At 72.3% G+C, this 19,696-nt stretch carries 17 protein-coding genes; 13 read left to right on the forward strand and 4 right to left on the reverse strand.

From position 1 onward, the window contains the following. Window positions 1–17 precede the first annotated feature (17 nt). Together DX116_RS11050 and DX116_RS11055 are read right to left on the reverse strand one after the other, a co-directional pair. Entirely contained in the window at window positions 18–1,328 is a 1,311-nt protein-coding gene (locus DX116_RS11050) for a PH domain-containing protein (RefSeq protein WP_119704331.1), read from the reverse strand. After that, on the reverse strand, window positions 1,312–1,803 hold the full coding sequence (locus tag DX116_RS11055) for a PH domain-containing protein (RefSeq protein ID WP_119704332.1): 492 nt from the start codon (window positions 1,801–1,803) through the stop codon (window positions 1,312–1,314). Before DX116_RS11055 ends, DX116_RS11050 begins: the two co-directional genes overlap by 17 nt. Window positions 1,804–1,961: 158 nt before the next feature. Between DX116_RS11055 and DX116_RS19940 the strand changes: the two genes are divergently transcribed. From DX116_RS19940 to DX116_RS11075, 4 genes are all read left to right on the forward strand, one after another. After that, window positions 1,962–2,162: a hypothetical protein gene (locus DX116_RS19940; RefSeq protein WP_158591979.1), complete on the forward strand. Its 201-nt coding sequence runs from the start codon at window positions 1,962–1,964 to the stop codon at window positions 2,160–2,162. 106 nt (window positions 2,163–2,268) lie between these two features. Next, window positions 2,269–5,820, forward strand: a complete 3,552-nt coding sequence (smc, locus tag DX116_RS11065) for a chromosome segregation protein SMC (RefSeq protein ID WP_119704334.1) — start codon at window positions 2,269–2,271, stop codon at window positions 5,818–5,820. After that, window positions 5,820–6,263 (forward strand): acyl-CoA thioesterase, encoded by a 444-nt coding sequence (locus DX116_RS11070; RefSeq protein WP_119704335.1) that lies wholly within the window; start codon window positions 5,820–5,822, stop codon window positions 6,261–6,263. Before smc ends, DX116_RS11070 begins: the two co-directional genes overlap by 1 nt. A gap of 26 nt (window positions 6,264–6,289) precedes the next feature. Further along, window positions 6,290–6,847: an NYN domain-containing protein gene (locus DX116_RS11075; RefSeq protein ID WP_119704336.1), complete on the forward strand. Its 558-nt coding sequence runs from the start codon at window positions 6,290–6,292 to the stop codon at window positions 6,845–6,847. 124 nt (window positions 6,848–6,971) lie between these two features. Here the strand turns inward: DX116_RS11075 and DX116_RS11080 are convergent, their stop codons facing one another. Together DX116_RS11080 and DX116_RS11085 are read right to left on the reverse strand one after the other, a co-directional pair. After that, complete coding sequence (locus DX116_RS11080) at window positions 6,972–7,859, reverse strand: M56 family metallopeptidase (RefSeq protein ID WP_119704337.1); 888 nt, start codon at window positions 7,857–7,859, stop codon at window positions 6,972–6,974. Next, window positions 7,856–8,224, reverse strand: a complete 369-nt coding sequence (locus tag DX116_RS11085) for a BlaI/MecI/CopY family transcriptional regulator (protein ID WP_119704338.1) — start codon at window positions 8,222–8,224, stop codon at window positions 7,856–7,858. The genes DX116_RS11080 and DX116_RS11085 overlap by 4 nt, the downstream gene beginning before the upstream one ends. A 107-nt stretch (window positions 8,225–8,331) precedes the next feature. Between DX116_RS11085 and DX116_RS11090 the strand changes: the two genes are divergently transcribed. The 9 genes from DX116_RS11090 to DX116_RS11130 all read left to right on the forward strand — a co-directional run bounded on the left by DX116_RS11090 (window position 8,332) and on the right by DX116_RS11130 (window position 19,628). Then, window positions 8,332–9,732 carry a cytochrome ubiquinol oxidase subunit I gene (locus DX116_RS11090; protein ID WP_119704339.1) on the forward strand — a complete coding sequence of 467 codons (1,401 nt, stop codon included), beginning with the start codon at window positions 8,332–8,334 and terminating at the stop codon, window positions 9,730–9,732. A gap of 27 nt (window positions 9,733–9,759) precedes the next feature. Next, window positions 9,760–10,755, forward strand: a complete 996-nt coding sequence (gene cydB / locus DX116_RS11095) for a cytochrome d ubiquinol oxidase subunit II (protein WP_119704340.1) — start codon at window positions 9,760–9,762, stop codon at window positions 10,753–10,755. Window positions 10,756–10,760: 5 nt separating this feature from the next. Beyond that, the gene (gene cydD / locus DX116_RS11100; RefSeq protein ID WP_119704341.1) at window positions 10,761–12,377 is read left to right on the forward strand and encodes a thiol reductant ABC exporter subunit CydD; all 1,617 of its coding nucleotides are present in this window, start codon (window positions 10,761–10,763) and stop codon (window positions 12,375–12,377) included. Further along, window positions 12,374–13,990 (forward strand): thiol reductant ABC exporter subunit CydC, encoded by a 1,617-nt coding sequence (gene cydC, locus DX116_RS11105; protein ID WP_119704342.1) that lies wholly within the window; start codon window positions 12,374–12,376, stop codon window positions 13,988–13,990. Before cydD ends, cydC begins: the two co-directional genes overlap by 4 nt. A gap of 47 nt (window positions 13,991–14,037) precedes the next feature. Beyond that, window positions 14,038–14,313 (forward strand): hypothetical protein, encoded by a 276-nt coding sequence (locus DX116_RS11110; protein ID WP_119704343.1) that lies wholly within the window; start codon window positions 14,038–14,040, stop codon window positions 14,311–14,313. A gap of 9 nt (window positions 14,314–14,322) precedes the next feature. Continuing rightward, entirely contained in the window at window positions 14,323–15,480 is a 1,158-nt protein-coding gene (gene ftsY / locus DX116_RS11115) for a signal recognition particle-docking protein FtsY (protein ID WP_119704344.1), read from the forward strand. Between the two features lie 176 nt (window positions 15,481–15,656). Next, the gene (locus DX116_RS11120; protein ID WP_119704345.1) at window positions 15,657–16,904 is read left to right on the forward strand and encodes an ammonium transporter; all 1,248 of its coding nucleotides are present in this window, start codon (window positions 15,657–15,659) and stop codon (window positions 16,902–16,904) included. A 2-nt stretch (window positions 16,905–16,906) separates the two neighbouring features. Continuing rightward, window positions 16,907–17,245 carry a P-II family nitrogen regulator gene (locus DX116_RS11125; protein ID WP_119704346.1) on the forward strand — a complete coding sequence of 113 codons (339 nt, stop codon included), beginning with the start codon at window positions 16,907–16,909 and terminating at the stop codon, window positions 17,243–17,245. 100 nt (window positions 17,246–17,345) lie between these two features. Beyond that, window positions 17,346–19,628, forward strand: coding sequence for a [protein-PII] uridylyltransferase (locus tag DX116_RS11130; protein ID WP_119704347.1), 2,283 nt, complete (start codon window positions 17,346–17,348; stop codon window positions 19,626–19,628). Window positions 19,629–19,696 lie beyond the last annotated feature (68 nt).

Consider the following 19,696-nt stretch of genomic DNA (forward strand, 5'->3'; position numbering starts at 1 on the left):
GCCGGGGGCGTGTGCGGTCAGACGCGGGCCGCGCGGGCGCGCTCGAGCTGGGCCAGCAGCACCTCGCGGGCCTCACCCTCGTCGAGGTGACGACCGTCGGCGTCGACCGGCCCCTTCGGCGTGTGCACCTCGACCGTCGCCACGCGGCGGCGCCGCTGCAGCGGGCCCTGGCGCAGCTCGACCGACTGGGTGCGCCGGTGCGGGACGATGCTGGTGGTCTGCTCGATCCAGCCCTCGTGGGCCACGAACGACGCGGCGTCGGCGCCCACCCAGCGGAACCTCCAACCGATCGGCGCGAAGAGCCGCGACCGCCGAGGTGCGGCGATGTGCGGGACGTCGATGCTCGCCGACGGCATCAGCTCGGCGATGACGGCCGCGGCGAGCGCCCGGTCGGCGATCGGCAGCAGCACCGACGACGAGTCGCCGTCGTCGTCGTCGCCGTGCTCGGCGTAGCCGGCGATGTCGACCTCGAGCCGCTGCCACCCGAGGCGACGCCACACGAACGGCTCCTTGACGGCGATGCCCTGCACCCGGTCGACCGGGATCGTCTGCGACGTGCGCGACAGCAGCCCGCGCTCGATGCGCAGGCCGCGCTCCCCGCGCGACAGCGTGAAGTTCCACTGCTGCAGCACGCGGCGGGCGACGATCTGCGCGAGCCACGTGGCCAGCGGCACGATGCCGCCCAGCAGCACCACGACGCCGCCGAACCACGTCGCGAGCACCAGCAGGACGAGCGAGCCCGCGGCGGCGAAGGCGAAGTCGAGCGACAGCAGCGTGCCGATCATGACGCGCTCGGGCGGCACCCGCGTGATGATGCTGCGCCGCTCGTCGGGTGCCTGCTCGACGTCGTCGCCGTGGGCGCGCGACAGCAGCACGCGTCGGAGCGCCCGCGCGTCGGCGAGCTTCAAGAACCTCAGCGACGTGCGCGAGTCCTTGCCGCCGGCCATCTCGATGCGCAGCTCGGCCAGGCCCAGCACGCGGGCGACGAGCGGCTCGGCGATGTCGACCGACTGGATGCGCTCGTAGGGGATGCGCCGCGACGACTTGGTGACGACGCCGGAGTCGATCCGCAGCTCGGTGCCGTCGATGACGTAGCGAGTGAACAGCCACCCGGCGAAGCCGACGACCATGCCCAGCACCAGCCCCCCGACCAGGGCGATGCCGAGCGCGACGACGGCGGGCACGTCACCCCACGTGTCGCCGGAGAAGACCGATCCGAGCAGGCCGAGCACGGCAGCGACGGCGAGCAGGGCGCCCCGCACGACCGCGGTGAGGGGATGGGTGCGGTGCCCCACGGCCTCGACGACGGCGTCAGAGCCCGGCGCCACGCGACTCGCCCAGCTCGGTGAGGCGGTTGCGCAGGCGCGTCGCCTCGCCGGACGCCAGCCCGGGGATGTCGGCGGCGGTCTCGGTGCTGGCGGTGTGCAGCGTGACGGTGGCGATGCCGAAGGCCCGGGCGAGGGGTCCGGCCTGGACGTCGACGAACTGCATGCGTCCGTAGGGGATCGCCACGAGCCGCTTGAACATCACGCCCCGCGTGACCAGCAGGTCGTCGGCGTTCTCGGTGTAGCCCCAGCTGCGCTGGTTGCGTCCCGCCCACGACCAGCCCCACGCGCCGCCGGCCAGCCCCACCGCCGCCACGGCCACGCCGATCCAGCGCAGGTCGCCGAGCAGCACCAGCAGCACGAGGCCGACCACGACCACGACAGCGGCGACCGCACCGATCTCGATGCGTCGCACGGTCGCGAGCCTGGGGGACACGGGCTGCCACGTGCCGGACGCCGGCACGAAGAGGTTGTCCATGCGCCGAGCCTAGCCACGCGGGGCAGAGTTGACCGGGCGCCTGGCGCGGTGGGAGACTGATAGACGCGGATCGTCGATCCTGCCCCGTGCTCGGCACCGTCGGCGCACGCCTCATCAGCCCACGCTTGGATCATCAAGCCAGCTCGCGGAGAACAGTCATGGCCAAAGCACTTGTCGGATACCTCGGCGGACCCACCTCGGCACAGCTGCAGCAGACGGCCTCGATGCGTCGGCGCATCGCCGACCTCGAGGACGAGGTCCTGCGCCTCAAGGTCGAGAACGACGGCCTGCTCGCCGCCCTGCGCGAGCGCGTCGACCTCGTCTCGGCCAGCGACCTGGCCGAGACCGTCTCGCACTGACCTCTCGCACCGACACCGGTCGGACGTCGCACGCAGGCGTCCTGCCGCACTAGGGTGGCCCTCGAGCACTGAGTGATAGCAGTCGCCGTCCGTCGTAGGAGCCACGTTGTACCTCAAGAGCCTCACCCTTCGTGGCTTCAAGTCGTTCGCGTCCTCGACGACCCTCCAGCTCGAGCCCGGCATCACCGCCGTCGTCGGGCCCAACGGCTCCGGCAAGTCCAACGTGGTCGACGCGCTCTCGTGGGTGATGGGCGAGCAGGGGGCCAAGTCGCTGCGCGGCGGCAAGATGGAGGACGTCATCTTCGCCGGGACGTCGGGGCGCCCGCCCTTGGGGCGCGCCGAGGTGGTGCTGACGATCGACAACGCCGACGGTGCCCTGCCGATCGAGTACAGCGAGGTGACGATCTCGCGCACGATGTTCCGCAACGGCGGCTCGGAGTACGCGATCAACGGCAACACGTGCCGGCTGCTCGACGTCCAGGAGCTGCTCAGCGACTCCGGCATCGGCCGCGAGATGCACGTGATCGTGGGGCAGGGCCAGCTCGACAGCGTCCTGCGCGCCACCCCCGAGGAGCGGCGCGGCTTCATCGAGGAGGCCGCGGGCGTCCTCAAGCACCGCAAGCGCAAGGAGAAGGCCCTCCGCAAGCTCGACGCCACGCAGGGCAACCTGACCCGGCTCAACGACGTCCTCACCGAGCTGCGGCGCCAGCTCAAGCCGCTGGGCCGCCAGGCCGAGGTGGCCCGGCGTGCCGCCGTCATCCAGGCCGACGTGCGCGACGCCCGTGCGCGGCTGCTGGCCGACGACATCGTCACGGCGCGCACCACGATCGAGACCGAGCTGGCCGACGAGGCCGCCCTCAAGCAGCGCCGGCAGTCGGTCGAGCAGGCGATCGCCGCCGCCCGCGAGCAGGAGACCGAGCTCGAGGACCAGCTGCGCGAGGACTCGCCGAGGCTGTCGGCGGCTCAAGAGACCTGGTACGGCCTCTCGGGCTTGCGCGAGCGGCTGCGGGGCACGGCCGGGCTGGCCAACGAGCGCATCCGCCTGGCCGCGGTCGAGGCCGACGACCGGCGCGAGGGTCGAGACCCCGAAGAGCTCGAGGCCGAGGCGCGCCGTGCGCAGGAGCAGCACGAGCAGCTCAGCGCCGGCGTCGCCCAGGCCACCGAGGCGCTCGAGGCCGTCATCGCCGAGCGTGGCGAGGCCGAGACGGCCTACACGGCCGAGGAGCGGCGGGTCGCGGGCCTGCTGCGTGCCGCGGCCGACCAGCGCGAGGGGCTCGCACGCCTGCACGGGCAGGTCAACGCGCTCAAGAGCCGGGCCACCGCGGCAGGCGAGGAGATCGGACGTCTGACGGCCGCCCGCGACGAGGCCGAGTCGCGCGCCGTCGAGGCGCAGAAGCAGTTCACGGCGCTCGAGAACCAGATCGCCGGTCTCAACGCCGGCGAGTCCGGTCTCGACGAGAAGCTCGAGGCGGCCGAGGCCGACCTCGAGCAGGCCGCTGCCGGTCTGACGACGATCGCCGGGCAGCTCAACGAGGCCGAGCGCCAGCAGGCGGGCCTCGCGGCCCGCAAGGAGGCGCTCGAGCTGGGCCTCTCGCGCAAGGACGGGGCCGGTGCGCTGCTGGCCGCGACCGACGAGATCAGCGGGCTGCTCGGATCGGTGGCCGCGCTGCTGACGGTGCGCAGCGGCTTCGAGGCGGCGATCGCGGCAGCGCTCGGATCGGCGGCCGACGCCGTCGCCGTCGACCACCTCGACACCGCCGTGACGGCCATGCGACGGCTGAAGTCCGAAGATCTCGGCCGTGCCGGCATGCTGCTGGGCGGGGGAGAGGTCGACGACTCCACGTGGCCTGGGCTGCCCGACGGCGCCACGTACGCGATCGACGTCGTCGAGGCGCCCGCGGCGCTTCAGGGCGCGCTGCGGCGGCTGCTGTTCAAGGTCGCAGTCGTCGACACGCTCGAGCAGTCGCAGGAGGTCGTCCGGGTCGCGTCCGACGTCACGGCCGTGACCCGCGACGGCGACGTGCTCGGCGCGCACTTCGCGGCCGGCGGGTCGACGTCCAAGCAGAGCCTCATCGAGGTGCAGGCCGCCCTCGACGCCGCCGAGGCCGACCTGGCCGCCGCGGCACACACGATCGAGCGCCTGCGCTTCGAGCAGGGCCGGCTCGAGGCCGTCCGAGCCGCGGCCCAGGAGCGCGTCGACGCGGCCCTCGGCGAGCTGCACGAGTCCGACGCCACCATGGCCGCGGTGGCCGAGAACCTCGGTCACCTCGGCGCGACGTCTCGCGCCGCGCGCGGCGAGGCCGATCGGCTCGCGGCCGCGATCGCCACCGCCGAGGAGGCAAGGGCCGGCGACGTGTCGGGCCTCGCCGAGCTCGAGGAGCGGCTCAGCCAGGCCGAGTCGGCGCCCGAGGAGGAGCCCGACACGGCCCTGCTCGAAGAGCTCGCCGAGAAGGCGTCCGCGTGCCGCCGTGCCGAGACCGAGGCCCGTCTGGCGCTGCGCACCAACGAGGAGCGCGCGCGTGCCCTCGCCGCCCAGGTCACGTCGTTGTTCGAGGCGGCCGCGGCCGAGCGTGACGCGCGGGTGCGGGCGGCCCAGCGTCGAGCCCGCCAGCTGCGCGAGGCCGAGACCGCCCGAGCCGTCGTCGCGGCGGCCGACCAGGTGCTGGCACGGCTCGAGACGTCGATCGCCCAGGCATCGGCGCTGCGGGCCGAGATCGAGCAGTCGCGCTCGGGCCGCGAAGAGACGCTGCGCACGGTGCGCGCGCAGCTGCGCGACCTGATCTCGCAGCTCGACGGCCTGACCGACTCGGTCCACAAGGACGAGATGGCGCGCGCCGAGCTGCGCATGCGCCTCGAGGGCCTCGAGAGCCGCGCGCTCGACGAGCTGGGCCTCGACGTCGAGACCCTCGTCACCGACTACGGTCCCGACCAGCTGGTGCCGCCCGTCACGGTCGAGGGCGAGGACGAGTCACTGCCGGCCGAGGCCGTCCCGTACGACCGCGAGGCCCAGGTCAAGCGTCTGCGCGGTGCCGAGCGGTCGATGGCGATGCTGGGCAAGGTGAACCCGCTCGCGCTCGAGGAGTTCACCGCGCTCGAGGAGCGTCACCAGTTCCTCTCCGAGCAGCTCGACGACCTGCGACGCACCCGCAAGGACCTGCTCGACATCGTCGAGGAGGTCGACGCCAAGGTCGAGCAGGTCTTCACCGAGGCCTGGTACGACGTCGAGAGCGCCTTCCAGCACGTGTTCACCCGGTTGTTCCCGGGCGGCGAGGGCGCACTGATCCTCACCGACCCGCAGAACATGCTGACCACGGGCATCGACGTCGAGGCCCGCCCGGCGGGCAAGAAGGTCAAGCGGCTGTCGCTGCTGTCGGGCGGCGAGCGGTCGCTCGTGGCCGTCGCGTTCCTCGTGGCGCTGTTCAAGGCACGTCCCAGCCCGTTCTACATCCTCGACGAGGTCGAGGCGGCGCTCGACGACGCCAACCTCGGCCGCCTGCTCGAGCTCTACGAAGAGCTGCGTGCCAACTCGCAGCTCGTCGTCATCACGCACCAGAAGCGCACGATGGAGGTCGCCGACGCGCTCTACGGCGTCTCGATGCGCGGCGACGGGGTGTCGGCGGTCATCAGCCAGCGCCTGCGCGACGAGGAGTCGGCGTGATGGGGACAGAGGCCGGCGGTCCGCGGCTGCGCTCGGAGTTCGTCGCCCTGCGCACCATCACCACGCGGTGGGACGACGAGGACGTCTACGGGCACGTCAACAACGTCGTCTACTACTCGTACTTCGACACCGCGGTCAACGGGTTCCTCCTCGCCGCCACGGGCATCGACACCCGCCGGCTCGACGCCGTGGGCCTGGTGGCCGAGACGCAGTGCGAGTTCCTGCGCGAGCTGCGCTTCCCCGACGACGTCGAGGTGGGTCTGTCGGTCACCCGGCTCGGCACGTCGAGCATCGTCTACCGGCTCGCGATCTTCCAAGGAGACGGCGACGAACCCGCAGCGCTGGGGCGGTTCGTGCACGTCTACGTCGATGCGCAGACGCGCGCCGTGACACCCGTACCCGATGCCATCCGGACCGCCGTGACCCCGCTCGTGGTGGCGTGACGCGCAGCCTCGCGTAGGGTCCGATCATGACGGATCGCACCACGTACGTGCTGGTCGACGGCGAGAACATCGACGCGACCCTCGGCCAGTCGATCCTCGGGCGGCGTCCGCAGCCACACGAGCGTCCCCGCTGGGACCGGCTGCTGCAGTTCGCCGAGGACCACTGGGACCAGCAGACCAAGGGGCTGTTCTTCCTCGCCGCCAACGGCGAGCTGCCGATGCCGTTCGTGCAGGCGCTGACGTCGATGGGGTTCCGCCCCGTGCCGCTGTCGGGACGCGCCGACGAGAAGGTCGTCGACATCGCCATCCAGCGCACGCTCGACGAGCTCGCGCGGCGTGAGGCCGACGTCATGCTCGCGAGCAACGACGGCGACTTCATCGAGCAGCTGTCGCCGCTGGTGGGCGACGGTCGGCGCACGGCCCTGCTGGCCTTCCACGAGTTCCGCAGCTCGGGCTACGTCCCGCTGTTCGACCGGGGCCTGGAGTTCCACGACCTCGAGTACGACGTGCGGGCGTTCAACGACAAGCTGCCGCGCATCCGGGTCATCCCCATCGCCGAGTTCGATCCCAACGAGTTCCTCTAGACCACATCGCTGACGCGTGGGTTCCGCCCCGCTGACGCGCGGGTTCCGCCCCGCTGACGCGCGGGTTCTGTCCCGCTGACGCGCGGGTTCCTGCGGGCGCAACCCGCGCGTCACCGTTGGGGGGTCAGGTGCGCAGGGTGTGCCAGGCGTGGAGCATCCACGGGACGGCCAGCAGCACCGTCGGGGCGATCAGCACGACCGCCGATATCGCGTAGGCCGCCACGGACGCCCACGGGTGGCGCGGGTCGGTCTGCTGCAGTCGTGACATGCGCACCGACGCGGCGCCGCCGACGCCCAGGGCTCCGGCCGGGGTCGGCGATCCGGCGAGCGCCACGAGCGCACCCGCGACGGGAGCCTCGCCGAACGAGCGCCGGGCGACGTCGTCGGCGAGCAGCTCGACCATGATCTGGCTTTGCACCAACGGGGCGTCGGTGCGCAGGAACCGCGGGAACGCCCGGTGCAGCACCGTGAACGCCTCGAGGACGAGGTCGTGGCGGCGTCGCACGTGCGCGCGCTCGTGCTCGAGCACCGCGGCGTACTCGTCGGCGCTGAGCCGGGCGATCGTGCCCTGCGAGACCACGATGCGGGGCGACGCGATGCCGGGCACGCAGTAGGCGATGGGTGTCTGCTCCTGCAGGATGCGCAGCGCAGGCGCCATGCCGTCGGCCTCGCCGAGCAGGTCGACGAGGGCGCGCTGCCGGCGCCGGCGCGCCTGCGTCTCGCGGTAGACGGTCCACGCGGCCCACCAGAAGCGCGCCCAGACCAGCACGCCGATGGCCATGATCGTCAGGTGCAGCGCGACGCGCCACCACGTCAGCTCGTCGTGGGTCACGAGCCACAGGGCCGTCGACAGCGCGGCACCCGAGATGGCGAGCACGGCCGCCAGGGCGAACGACTGCCACAGCACGATGCCGGCGCGCGGGACCAGCATCGGCCACGCAGTGCGGGCCAGCAGCGCGGGCACGGGCAGTGCCAGGGCCAGCCCGATCAGGCCGAGCAGCAGCGGGGTCACGGCGATTCCCGGGCCACGATCTCGTCGAGGGCCGCGCGCAGGGCCTTGGCCTCGTCGGGGTCGACGGTGCGGGCGAAGTGCACGAGGGCCGCAGTGCGGTCGGTGCCGGCCTCGTCGAGCGCCGCGTGCAGCAGCTCGGACGTCGCAGCGTCGCGCGTGAGCGCGGGGGCGTAGTGGAAGGCCCGGCCGTCGCGCTCGCGGCGCACCATCTGCTTGGTGCCGAGCCGGTCGAGGACCGTCATCACCGTCGTGTAGGCGAGGTCGCGCTCGCCCAGGGCGTCGAGCACCTCCCGGACGGTCAGGGGGGCAGGGGCGTCCCACAGGACGTTCATGACGGAGCGTTCGAGCTCTCCGAGGCGAGGCATGTGACCCAATCTACTACGAGAGGTAGTAATTCGTCTTGCATGTGCACCCGCGGACTTACTACAGTCGGTAGTAGTTACTACGGTGCGTAGTAGACGAAGGAGATCACATGGACGTCCTCGACCTCGCTCGCTGGCAGTTCGGCATCACGACGGTCTACCACTTCTTCTTCGTCCCGCTGACGATCGGCCTGTCCGTCCTGGTCGCGTCGATGCAGACCGCGTGGTGGCGCACGGGCGACGAGCGCTGGCTGCGGCTCACCAAGTTCTTCGGCAAGCTGTTCCTGATCAACTTCGCGATGGGCATCGCGACCGGCATCGTGCAGGAGTTCCAGTTCGGGATGAACTGGAGCGACTACTCGCGCTTCGTCGGAGACATCTTCGGCGCCCCGCTCGCGATCGAGGGGCTGCTGGCGTTCTTCCTCGAGTCGACGTTCCTCGGCCTGTGGATCTTCGGCTGGGAGCGGCTGCGCCCCGGCCTGCACCTGGCCTGCATCTGGATCGCGGCTCTCGGCACGGTGTTCTCGGCCTACTTCATCCTGGCGGCCAACTCGTTCATGCAGAATCCCGTCGGCTACACGCTCAACCCCGAGAAGGGGCGCGCCGAGCTGACCGACTTCGGTGCCGTGCTGACCAACAAGGTGCTGATGGTGACCTTCCCGCACCAGATCTTCGGCTGCTTCATGGTGGCCGGGGCGTTCGTGGCAGGTGTCGCGCTGTGGCACATGATGAGGCACCCCGACCGCGACGCGGACGCCTTCCGCCCGGCCTTCCGCATGGGTGCCGTCGTGCTGCTCGTCGCCGGCCTCGGCACCATGATCTCGGGCGACTTCCAGGGCAAGGTCATGACCGAGGTGCAGCCCATGAAGATGGCCGCGGCCGAGGGACTCTACGAGGACGCCAAGCCGGCCCCGTTCTCGATCCTGACGGTCGGGACGCTCGACGGCTCGCAGGAGGTCTACAAGCTCGAGATCCCCAAGCTGCTGTCGTTCCTCGGCACGGGCAGCTTCGACGGCGAGGTGCGCGGCATCGACTCGCTGCAGCGCGAGTACCAGCAGAGGTACGGCCCCGGCGACTACGCCCCGAACATCCCCGTCACCTACTGGACCTTCCGGCTCATGATCACGACGGGAGGGCTGGCGATGGCGGCCGGGGCGGTGATGCTCTGGGCCACGCGCCGCGGTCGCACCCCCACCTCGAGGTGGCTGCTCCGCTCGGCGATCGTGCTGCCCCTGCTGCCGATGGCGGCCAACTCGTTCGGCTGGATCTTCACCGAGATGGGACGTCAGCCGTGGGTCGTGTTCGGCCTGATGCCGACCTCCGCGGGCGTCTCGCCGAGCACGTCGCTGGGCGAGGTCGCCCTGTCGCTCGGGACGTTCACGGCGCTGTACGGCGTGCTCGCCGTCATCGAGGTCAGGCTGCTGCTGCGCTACGTCAAGGCCGGCCTGCCCGAGCTCGAGCCGCCCGGCGACCCCGACGACGCCGACGCACCCCTCGCGTTCGCGTACTGAGCCGGCCGAGAGAACAGGACAGATCACATGGATCTCACGACCTTCTGGTTCATCGTCATCGCGGTGCTGTGGATCGGCTACCTCGTGCTCGAGGGGTTCGACTTCGGCGTCGGCATGCTGATGGCCCTGCTCGCGCGCGACGACAAGGAGCGGCGGGTGCTGCTCAACACGATCGGCCCGGTCTGGGACGGCAACGAGGTGTGGCTCATCGTGGCGGGCGGGGCGACCTTCGCGGCGTTCCCCGAGTGGTACGCGACGTTGTTCAGCGGCTTCTACGTGCCGCTGCTGCTGATCCTGGTGGCGCTGATCGTGCGCATCATCGGCATCGAGTTCCGCAGCAAGCGCCCAGAGTCGTGGTGGAGGCTGCGGTGCGACATCGTGATCGGCTTCGGGTCGGTCGTCCCGGCTCTGGTGTGGGGCGTCGCGCTGGCCAACATCGTGCGGGGCGTCCCGATCGACGCCGACCAGGAGTACGTCGGCGGGCTGCTCGACCTGTTCAACCCCTACGGCGTGCTCGGGGGACTGGTGACGCTCACGGTCTTCCTCGTCCACGGTGCCTTCTTCATCGGGCTCAAGACGACCGGGCCCATCCGCGAGCGAGCCATCGCGATGGGTCTGCGGGTCGGCGTCCTCGCCGCCTTCCTGACGACGGTCTTCGTCGGGTGGACGGCGCTGCGGGACGACACGATGCAGGTCTGGGCCGTCGGCGTCGGCGTGCTGGTCGCCTTCGTCCTGGGTCTCGCGGCGGCCACCGCGCGCCGGGACGGCTGGGCGTTCGCCGGCACGGCGGTCGCGATCGGCCTGCTCGTCGTGATGCTGTTCGCGGCGCTGTTCCCGGACGTCATGGTGTCGTCGCTCGACCCCGCGTGGTCGCTCACGACCGACAACGCCAGCTCGACTCCCTACACGTTGAAGATCATGTCGTGGGTCGCGGTCGTCTTCACGCCGATCGTCCTGATCTACCAGAGCTGGTCGTACTGGGTGTTCCGTCGCCGCATCGGCGTCCAGCACATCCCGGGCTGACGGCGATGGCACCCCTCGACCCCCGCCTCGTCCGCCGGTCGCGCGGCGTCCGCCGGCTGCTCGGCACCAGCGTGCTGCTGGGCGTCGGCACCGCGGCGACGGTCGTGGCCGTCGCGCACCTCGTCGCCGACGTCGTGGCCCGCCGGTTCGACGCCGACGCGATCGGGCTCCTGCCGGTGGCGGTGCTGGCGGGCCTGGGCCTGCGCGCCGCGATCGCGTGGGCCCACACGGCGGTCGCGGCCCGCGCGGCCGCGTCGGTCAAGGCCGAGCTGCGCCACGAGCTCGTCGACGACCTGATGGACCCGCGCCGCCTCGGCCCGCGGCCCAGCAGCGCCGGTGTCGTGACGCTGCTCGGCCCGGGGCTCGACGCGTTCGACGGCTACGTCGGCCGGTTCCTGCCGCAGATCGTCCTGTCGGCCCTCGTCCCGCCAGCGATCGTCGTCGCGATCGGCCTGGCCGACCCGTTGTCGGCCGTCATCGTCGGCGTCACGCTGCCGCTGACGGTCGTCTTTCTAGTGCTGGTAGGGCTCGTCACCAAGGACCGCATCGACCGGCGCTGGCAGGCGCTCGAGCGGGTCGGGCGTCACTTCGCCGAGGTGCTCGACGGGCTCGTGGTGCTCAAGGTGCTCGGGCGCCGGCAGGAGGAGGGCCTGCGCCAGATCGGCGACCGGCACCGCCGCGAGTCCGGCCGGGCCCTGCGCCTGGCGTTCCTGTCGTCGTTCGTGCTCGACCTGTTCTCGACGCTCGCGGTCGCGCTGGTCGCGGTCAGCGTCGGCCTTCGGGTCGTGGAGGGCCATCTCGACCTGGCGCCCGCGCTGTTCGTGCTGCTGCTGGCACCCGAGGCGTTCGCTCCGGTCAAGCGGCTCGGCTCGCTGTTCCACGACAGCACCGAGGGGGCGGAGGCGACGGCGGCGGTGCTCGCGCTGCTCGAGCACGACCGGCACGTCGGCACGCTCGCCGCGCCCGACCTCACGACGTCCGAGCTCGTGCTCGACGGCGTCGTGGTGCGGCACGACGGGCGCAGCGCGCCGAGCCTCGCGCTGTCGCACCACCGCGTGCGTCCGGGCGAGTTCGTGGCGGTCACGGGCGAGTCGGGCAGCGGCAAGTCGACCATGCTCTCGCTGCTGATGGCCTTCGAGCGCCCCTCGGCGGGGTACGTCCTGGTCGGCGACGTCGACCTCGCCGCGATCGACCCGGTGGCCTGGCGCGACCAGGTCGCATGGGTGCCGCAGGTGCCGGGTCTCGTGGGCGGGACGATCGAGCAGAACGTCCGCCTGGGCGACGCCGACTCGTCGGTCGGCGACGTGCTGGCGGCGCTGCGTGACGCAGGGGCCGGCGACCTGGCGCTCGACCGGACGATCGACGAGTCGGGCGACGACGTGTCGGCGGGGGAGCGGCGACGCATCGCGATCGCCCGGGCGCTGCTGCGCATCCGCCGTGGCAGGGCGCGCCTGCTGCTGCTCGACGAGCCGACCGCGGGCCTGGACGCCGGCCGCGAGGCCACCGTGCTGTCGACCCTGAGGACGCTGCCGGTCACCGTCGTCGTCGTGGCACACCGGCCCGAGACGATCGCCGCCGCCGACCGCGAGCTGCGCCTGGCACGACGGCTGGTGACGGCATGAGACGCCTGGCGTGGGGACGCACCTTCGGGGTGCTGTCGCAGCTGGCCGCCGTCGCGCTGCTCCTGGTGTCGGCGTGGCTGATCGTGCGCGCCGCCGAGCAGCCGCCCGTGCTCTACCTGATGGTCGCGATCGTGGCCGTGCGCTTCTTCGGCCTGAGTCGCGCCGCGCTGCGGTACGTCGAGCGACTGCTCACCCACGACGTGGCGCTGGCACGCGTCACCGACGCGCGCATCGCGGCGTACCGCGAGCTCGATCGCGTGGCGCCGTCCGGCCTCGCCGGTCGCCGCGGTGACCTCGTCAGCCGGGTCGTCTCGGACATCGACGCCGTGCAGGACCGCATGCTGAGGCTGCGCAGCCCGTGGATCACGGCCCTGGTGACGTCGGTCGCGACCGTCGGGCTCGTCGCCGTGATCGACCCGGCCTCCGGCGCGGTCGTCGGCGCGACCACGGTGCTGGTGCTCGCGCTGGTGCGCCGCATCGTGCCCTGGGCCGTGCGGCAGTCGGGCGACCGGTCGTCCGGATGGCGCGGCGACCTCGCCGCCGACGTCAGCCACGGCCTCGTCGCGGCTCCCGACCTCGTGGCCTACGGCGCGACGGGGCTGATCCGCGACTCGGCCCACCGCAGCATCGACCTGCTCGCGTCGGCCCAGCGCCGCACCGCGCGACTGGCCGGCTCGGGCGAGGCGATCGTGCTGCTCGGTACGGGCGTCGCGGTGGCCACGGTCGCCGCGATGTCGGGAGGGCTCGCGCCCGTCCTCGTCGGTGTCGTCGTGCTGGCACCCATCGCCCTGGTCGAACCCTTGACGGCGGTCGCGGACGCCGAGGCGCTGCGCCCGGCCATCGAGGACGCGGAGCGTCGCCTCGCCGAGCTGGCCGAGGCGCCCGACGCGATCGACGAGCCGGCGGCTCCCGCCGTCCTGCCGAGCTCGTTCGAGCTGGTCGCCGGCGGTCTCGCGATCGGCTGGGGCGCGCCCCTCGTCCGCGACATCGAGCTGACCGTGCCCGAGGGCGGCGTCGTCGCGATCACCGGACCGAGCGGCGGCGGCAAGAGCACCCTGGCCCTGACGCTCGCGCGCCTGGTCGAGCCGCTCGGCGGGGACCTGCGGCTCGGCGGGGTGGACGTCAGCGGGCTCGCGGCGTCCGACGTGCGGTCGGTGGTCGGCTACCTGGGCCAGGACGAGATGGTGTTCGACACGACGATCCGCGAGAACCTCCTTCTTGCCGCCCCGTCCGCCGAGGACGCCGACCTGCTCGTGGCGCTGGAGCGGGCCGGGCTGGCCGACTTCGTCCGGGCGCTGCCCGACGGTCTCGACACGTCGGTGGGGGAGCGCGGCGGGCGGCTGTCGGGTGGGGAGAGACAGCGGCTGTGCCTCGCACGCCTCGTGCTGTCGGGGCACCGCGTGCTGGTGCTCGACGAGCCCACCGAGCACTTGGACGAGGCCGCCGCCGATGCCCTTCTCGACGACGTCCTGGCCCTCGCGCCGGAGCGGAGCCTCGTGGTCGTGACGCACTCGCCGCGCGTGCTGGAGCGTGTGGCCGACGTCCTGCGCATCGGCGAGACGGGTCGCGCGGTGCCTGCCGTCATGGCGTCGAGCACGGGCTCGGCTGGCTAGACTCTGGCCACTCACGGCGGGTCGCGCCGCGATCGCAGGGAGCACCCATGTCCGGCACCGAGCTGAGGCTGTGGCCGGGGTTGCTGCCGCTGGCCGAGGCGGTGTGGGCCCGGGAGTCTGTGCTCGTCGCCGCCGACGGGGTGGTGGCCGTCCGCCGGGGCCGCCGGGTCGAGCGGCACGACGTCCGGGGCTACCTGATGCGTCCGGCCGCCCCGGTGCGCGCCCTCGACGTCGGGTTCGTGTTCGTGTTCGAGGGGCGAGCTGGTCGCCTCAGCACGTCGGCCCCGCCGCCGCGACGCGTGATCCTCGCACCGACCGCCTAGGATCGTGCGGTGACCACGACAGCCCTCATCATCGTCATCGCCGCCGCCGTCGTCCTGCTGGGCGGAGGAGCCGCGCTCGTCCTGACCCGCAGCCGCCGCCAGCTTCCGCCGGCGCCGCAGACGCGCCAGATCGACCGCGCGGACGAGGCCGGCGAGCCGACCCTCATCTCGCCCGACCCCGAGGTGCCGGCCGAGCCCGGGCCGGCCGTCGACGAGCCGTCCGCGGTCGGCACCCTCGAGCGTCCCGAGGCGCCTCAGGGCCGGCTGGTCCGCCTGCGCGCCCGCTTGGCCAAGTCGCAGGGCTCGCTGGGTCGGGGCCTGCTGTCGGTGCTCGGACGCTCGACGCTCGACGACGCGGCGTGGGAGGAGATCGAGGACACCCTGCTGGCCGCCGACATGGGCGTGACGGCCACCGACGAGCTGGTCTCCAACCTGCGCACCACGCTGCGCGTCGAGGGCATCACCGATCCCGACCAGGCCAAGGCGGCGCTGCGGGCCGAGCTGGTGCGCCTCGTCGACCCGACCCTCGACCGCACGCTGACGTCGACCGGCACCGACGGCAAGCCCGGCGTGGTGCTCGTCGTCGGTGTCAACGGCACGGGCAAGACCACGACCGTCGGACGTCTGGCGCGCGTGCTGGTCGCCGACGACAAGACCGTCGTGCTGGGCGCGGCCGACACCTTCCGCGCCGCCGCCGCCGACCAGCTGCAGACGTGGGGCGAGCGCGTGGGCGTGCCGACCGTCCGCGGTCCCGAGGGCGGCGACCCCGCCAGCGTCGGCTTCGAGTCGGTGCAGCGCGGCATCGCCGACGGCGTCGACGTCGTGCTGGTCGACACCGCCGGCCGCCTGCACACCAAGTCGGGCCTGATGGACGAGCTCGGCAAGGTGAAGCGGGTCATCGAGAAGCAGGCACCCGTCACCGAGGTGCTGCTGGTCATCGACGCGACGACAGGCCAGAACGGCCTCACCCAGGCGCGCGTGTTCGGCGAGGTCGTCGACGTCACGGGCATCGTCCTGACCAAGCTCGACGGCACGGCCAAGGGCGGCATCGTCATCGCCGTCCAGCGCGAGCTCGGCGTCCCCGTCAAGTACGTGGGTCTCGGCGAGGGTGCCGACGACCTCGCGCCGTTCGACGCCGACGAGTTCGTCGACGCCCTGCTGTCCTGAGCGCGCCCTCAGGCGCGCGGCCTGGGCGCTGCCGCGCGCCTCGAAACATGCTGTTAACACGCTGCGCCATTTCGTGACATGGACGCAACGCACACCATCGCCTCCTGAAATCCTCCGACCTCAGGCTGGGACGCAGCGGGCGGGACCTCGCCCGCGTCCACCACTTCGGAGGTTTCATGGATACCGGCGACACCGCGTGGATCCTGGCCAGCTCGGCCCTCGTCCTGCTCATGACGCCAGGACTGGCGTTCTTCTACGGCGGCATGGTCCGCTCCAAGACCGTCCTCAACATGATGATGATGAGCTTCTCGGCGCTCGCGATCGTCCCCGTGCTGTGGGTGCTGTACGGCTACTCGTTCGCCTTCAGCCCCGGCGGCAACCAGTTCCTCGGAGGCTTCAAGCGCCTCGGGCTGCAGAACATCTCGGTCGACACCGCCTACGGCACGATCCCCGAGTACGTCTTCGTGGGCTTCCAGCTGATGTTCGCGATCATCACGCTCGCGCTCATCAGCGGTGCCATCGCCGATCGCGCCAAGTTCTCGGCGTGGATCGTCTTCTCGGTCGTCTGGATCACGGTGGTCTACTTCCCGGTCGCGCACTGGGTCTTCGACTTCGGTGACAACGGCGGCTGGATCGCCACCAAGCTCAAGGCCGTCGACTTCGCCGGCGGGACCGCGGTCCACATCAACGCGGGCGCGGCGGGCCTGGCGTTGGCCCTGGTGCTCGGCAAGCGCGTCGGCTGGCGGCGTGACCCGATGCGTCCGCACAACCTGCCGTTCGTGCTGCTGGGTGCCGGCCTGCTGTGGTTCGGCTGGTTCGGCTTCAACGCCGGCTCGGCCGTCGGCGCCAACGGCCTGGCAGGCCTGGCGTTCGTCAACACCGCCGTCGCGACGGCAGCGGCGATCATCGGCTGGCTCGCGGTCGAGTTCTTCCGCGACAAGAAGGGCACGAGCCTCGGTGCCGCGTCGGGTGCCGTCGCAGGCCTCGTCGCGATCACGCCGGCCGCTGGCGCGCTGTCGCCGTTCGGCTCGATCCTGCTCGGCCTGGTCGCGGGCGTGCTGTGTGCCCTGGCCGTCGGCCTCAAGTACAAGCTCGGTTACGACGACTCGCTCGACGTGGTGGGCGTCCACCTCGTGGGCGGTCTCGTCGGCACCCTGCTGATCGGCCTGCTCGCCGTCGGCGACGGTCTGTTCTACGGTGGCAGCCTCGACCTGCTGGGCAAGCAGTTCGTCGCAGCGTTCGTCGTGCTGGCCTACTCGTTCGTCCTGACGTACGTCATCGGTAAGTTGATCGACGTGACGATCGGCTTCCGGGTGTCCGAGGAGGACGAGGTGACCGGCATCGACCAGGTCGAGCACCTCGAGACGGCGTACGACTACGCCGGGAGCAGCAGCGGCGGATCCAACCTCTTGAAGGAGCTCTGAGCATGAAGCTGGTAACCGCGGTCATCAAGCCGCACAAGTGGGAAGAAGTCCGCGAGGCACTCGCCGCGGCGGGCGTGGCCGGCATGACGGTCACCGAGGCCAGCGGCTACGGCCAGCAGAAGGGGCACACCGAGGTCTACCGCGGCGCCGAGTACGACGTGTCGCTGGTGCCCAAGATCCGTCTCGAGGTCGTCGTCGACGACGCCGACGTCGAGAGCGTGGTCGCCACGATCACGTCGGCGGCGCAGACCGGCAAGATCGGTGACGGCAAGGTCTGGGTCATCCCCGTCGACTCGGTCGTGCGCGTGCGCACGGGTGAGACCGACGAGGCCGCGCTCTAGCCTCACCTACCCCTGGGCGGTGCGTCAGCGTCCACTTCGGTCATCGGAGTGGACGCCGGCGCACCGCCCTCGTCGTCGGTGCCCCCACTAGCCTGAGGGCGTGACCGACCACCCAGAGCTCGCCCGCCGTCGCGCCGACCGGGCCCTCGAGGCCGACCGGCGGCTGCGCCAGCTCTTCGCGGACGCGACGCCGGCCCAGGGCGGAGACCCCCGCGAGGGATCGGGTCTGGCCCTCGTGGCGGTCGGCGGCTACGGACGCTCCGAGCTCTCGCCGTTCAGCGACCTCGACGTCGTCCTGCTGCACGATCCCGCGGTCGACGAGGCCGTCGTGCGCGAGGTGGCCGAGGCGGTCTGGTACCCGCTCTGGAACGACGGCGTCGCCCTCGACCACTCGGTGCGCGATACGATCCAGATGCGCGAGGCCGCCGCGACCGACCACCGGGCGGCCATGGGGATGCTCGACGCCCGGCCGGTCGCCGGCGACGCGGGGCTCGTCATGACGCTGCGCTCGCAGGTGCTGGCCGACTGGCGGCGCGACGCCCGCACCAGGGTCGAGGAGGTCCGCTCGGCCCGCCTGGCACGCATCGAGCGGGCGGGCTGGCTGGCCCACGCCGCCGTCCCCGACCTCAAGGAGTCGGGCGGTGGGCTGCGCGACAGCGTCATGCTGCGGGCGCTGGTCGCGACGTGGCTGATCGACGTCCCCCACGGCGAGTCCGAGATGCTGCGGGCCGAGCTGCTCGACATCCGCGACGCGCTGCACGAGACCGTCGGACGTCGGATGGAGCGTCTCGACGCCGACGTCATCCCCGACGTCGCGCGGATGCTCGGCATGGCGCCCGTCGAGCTCGACCTGCACGCGCGCCACGTCGGCCGGCGCATCGCCCACCTGGCCTCGCTGGCCTGGCGCAAGGTCGACGACGCCCTCGAGCCCATCACCCGCAAGCGCGCCTTCACGTCCAGGGGCCCGCTCGTGGTCGCCCTCGACGACGGGGTCGGCGTGCTCGACCGCGAGGTCATCGTCACCAAGGACGCCGACCCGTCCACCGATCCCGAGCTCGCCCTGCGTGCCGCGGCCGCCGCCGCTCGTCAGGGCCTGCCGATCAGCCCGGGGTCGGCTCGCCGGCTCGCCACGACGATGGGCGACCTGCCCGCACCGTGGTCGCCGTCGTCGACCCGGCACCTCGTCGACCTGCTGACGGCCGGCCCCGGCCTGCTGCCGGTCTGGGACGAGCTCGACTTCGCCGGGGTGATCGACCGGGTGCTGCCGGAGTGGGAGGACATCCGGCTGCGCGGGTCGTCGTCGCCGGTGCACCGCTTCACGGTCGACCGGCACAGCCTCGAGACCTGCGTCAACGCGGCCGGGCTCAAGCGAGACGTCGCGCGGCCCGACCTGCTCGCGGTCGCCGCGCTGCTGCACGACATCGGCAAGGGGCGCGAGGGCGACCACTCCGAGGTCGGACAGCCGATGGCCGTCGACATCGCGACGCGGTGGGGGTTCTCCGCCGGCGACGCCGCGACGATCGGCCGGCTGGTCCGCTGGCACCTGCTGCTGCCGACGATCGCCACGCGCCGCGACATCGAGGACCCGTCGACGGCGGCCAACGTGGCCGAGATCGTCGAGACCGAGGACTTCCTCGACCTGCTGAGCGCGCTGACGGCCTCGGACGCCCGGGCGACCAGCCCGACGGCCTGGTCGGGCTGGCGGCAGGGGCTCGTCGAGGGTCTGATCGGCAAGGTGCGGCGCGTGCTCGACGAGTCGGTCGCGACGCCCGATGCCACCACGTACGAGGGCTGGCCCGCGCACGTGCCGATCCCCGACCACGGCACCACCGGACCGTCCGACTTCACGCTCACGGTCGAGTCGCACCGCGGCGGCTCGCTGCTCACGATCGTGACGGCCAACCGGGCCGGTGTCATGGCCGACCTGGCCGGCGGGCTGGCGCTGGCCGGCATGACCGTCCGCTCGGCGCGCACCGTGACCCTCGACGACGCGGCGGTGACGCTGTGGGAGGTGTCGCGCGCCGACGTCGACCCGGCGCGGCTGACCGAGCGCCTGCGACCCGCGATGGCCGGCGAGCTCGACCTGGCCGGACGCCTCGAGCTGTCGTCGATCGCGGACGCTCCCGACGCCCGTGTCCGTCTGCTCGGTCGCGTCACCGAGACGGCGACCGCGATCGAGGTGCGGGCCCTCGACCGTCGCGGGCTCGTCTGGACCGTCTGCGACCAGATCGCGTCGTCGGGGCTCTCGATCCGCTCGGCGCACATGTCGACCTACGGCGACGAGGTGCGCGACGTCTTCTACGTCGTCGACGGTGACGGGCACCGCCTCGACGACGTCACCGCCGAGGCCCTGCGGTCCGCCGTCGCCACCGCGCTCGCCTGACCCGGCCCGCCCCATGCGCGAGGATGACCTGGGGTCCTCGGTTAGAGTTGACCAGATCTCGTTTCTTC

Origin of the sequence: Aeromicrobium endophyticum (assembly GCF_003586285.1) — a bacterium.
Lineage (GTDB): Bacteria > Actinomycetota > Actinomycetes > Propionibacteriales > Nocardioidaceae > Aeromicrobium > Aeromicrobium endophyticum.

Bases quoted from the DNA above. Each gene is read 5' to 3' on its own strand.
- DX116_RS11055 (WP_119704332.1), bottom strand. From the start codon at position 1,803: ATGGACAACCTCTTCGTGCCGGCGTCCGGCACGTGGCAGCCCGTGTCC.
- DX116_RS19940 (WP_158591979.1), top strand. From the start codon at position 1,962: ATGGCCAAAGCACTTGTCGGATACCTCGGCGGACCCACCTCGGCACAG.
- DX116_RS11070 (WP_119704335.1), top strand. From the start codon at position 5,820: ATGGGGACAGAGGCCGGCGGTCCGCGGCTGCGCTCGGAGTTCGTCGCC.
- DX116_RS11075 (WP_119704336.1), top strand. From the start codon at position 6,290: ATGACGGATCGCACCACGTACGTGCTGGTCGACGGCGAGAACATCGAC.
- DX116_RS11085 (WP_119704338.1), bottom strand. From the start codon at position 8,224: ATGCCTCGCCTCGGAGAGCTCGAACGCTCCGTCATGAACGTCCTGTGG.
- DX116_RS11090 (WP_119704339.1), top strand. From the start codon at position 8,332: ATGGACGTCCTCGACCTCGCTCGCTGGCAGTTCGGCATCACGACGGTC.
- cydB (WP_119704340.1), top strand. From the start codon at position 9,760: ATGGATCTCACGACCTTCTGGTTCATCGTCATCGCGGTGCTGTGGATC.
- cydD (WP_119704341.1), top strand. From the start codon at position 10,761: ATGGCACCCCTCGACCCCCGCCTCGTCCGCCGGTCGCGCGGCGTCCGC.
- cydC (WP_119704342.1), top strand. From the start codon at position 12,374: ATGAGACGCCTGGCGTGGGGACGCACCTTCGGGGTGCTGTCGCAGCTG.
- DX116_RS11110 (WP_119704343.1), top strand. From the start codon at position 14,038: ATGTCCGGCACCGAGCTGAGGCTGTGGCCGGGGTTGCTGCCGCTGGCC.
- DX116_RS11120 (WP_119704345.1), top strand. From the start codon at position 15,657: ATGGATACCGGCGACACCGCGTGGATCCTGGCCAGCTCGGCCCTCGTC.
- DX116_RS11125 (WP_119704346.1), top strand. From the start codon at position 16,907: ATGAAGCTGGTAACCGCGGTCATCAAGCCGCACAAGTGGGAAGAAGTC.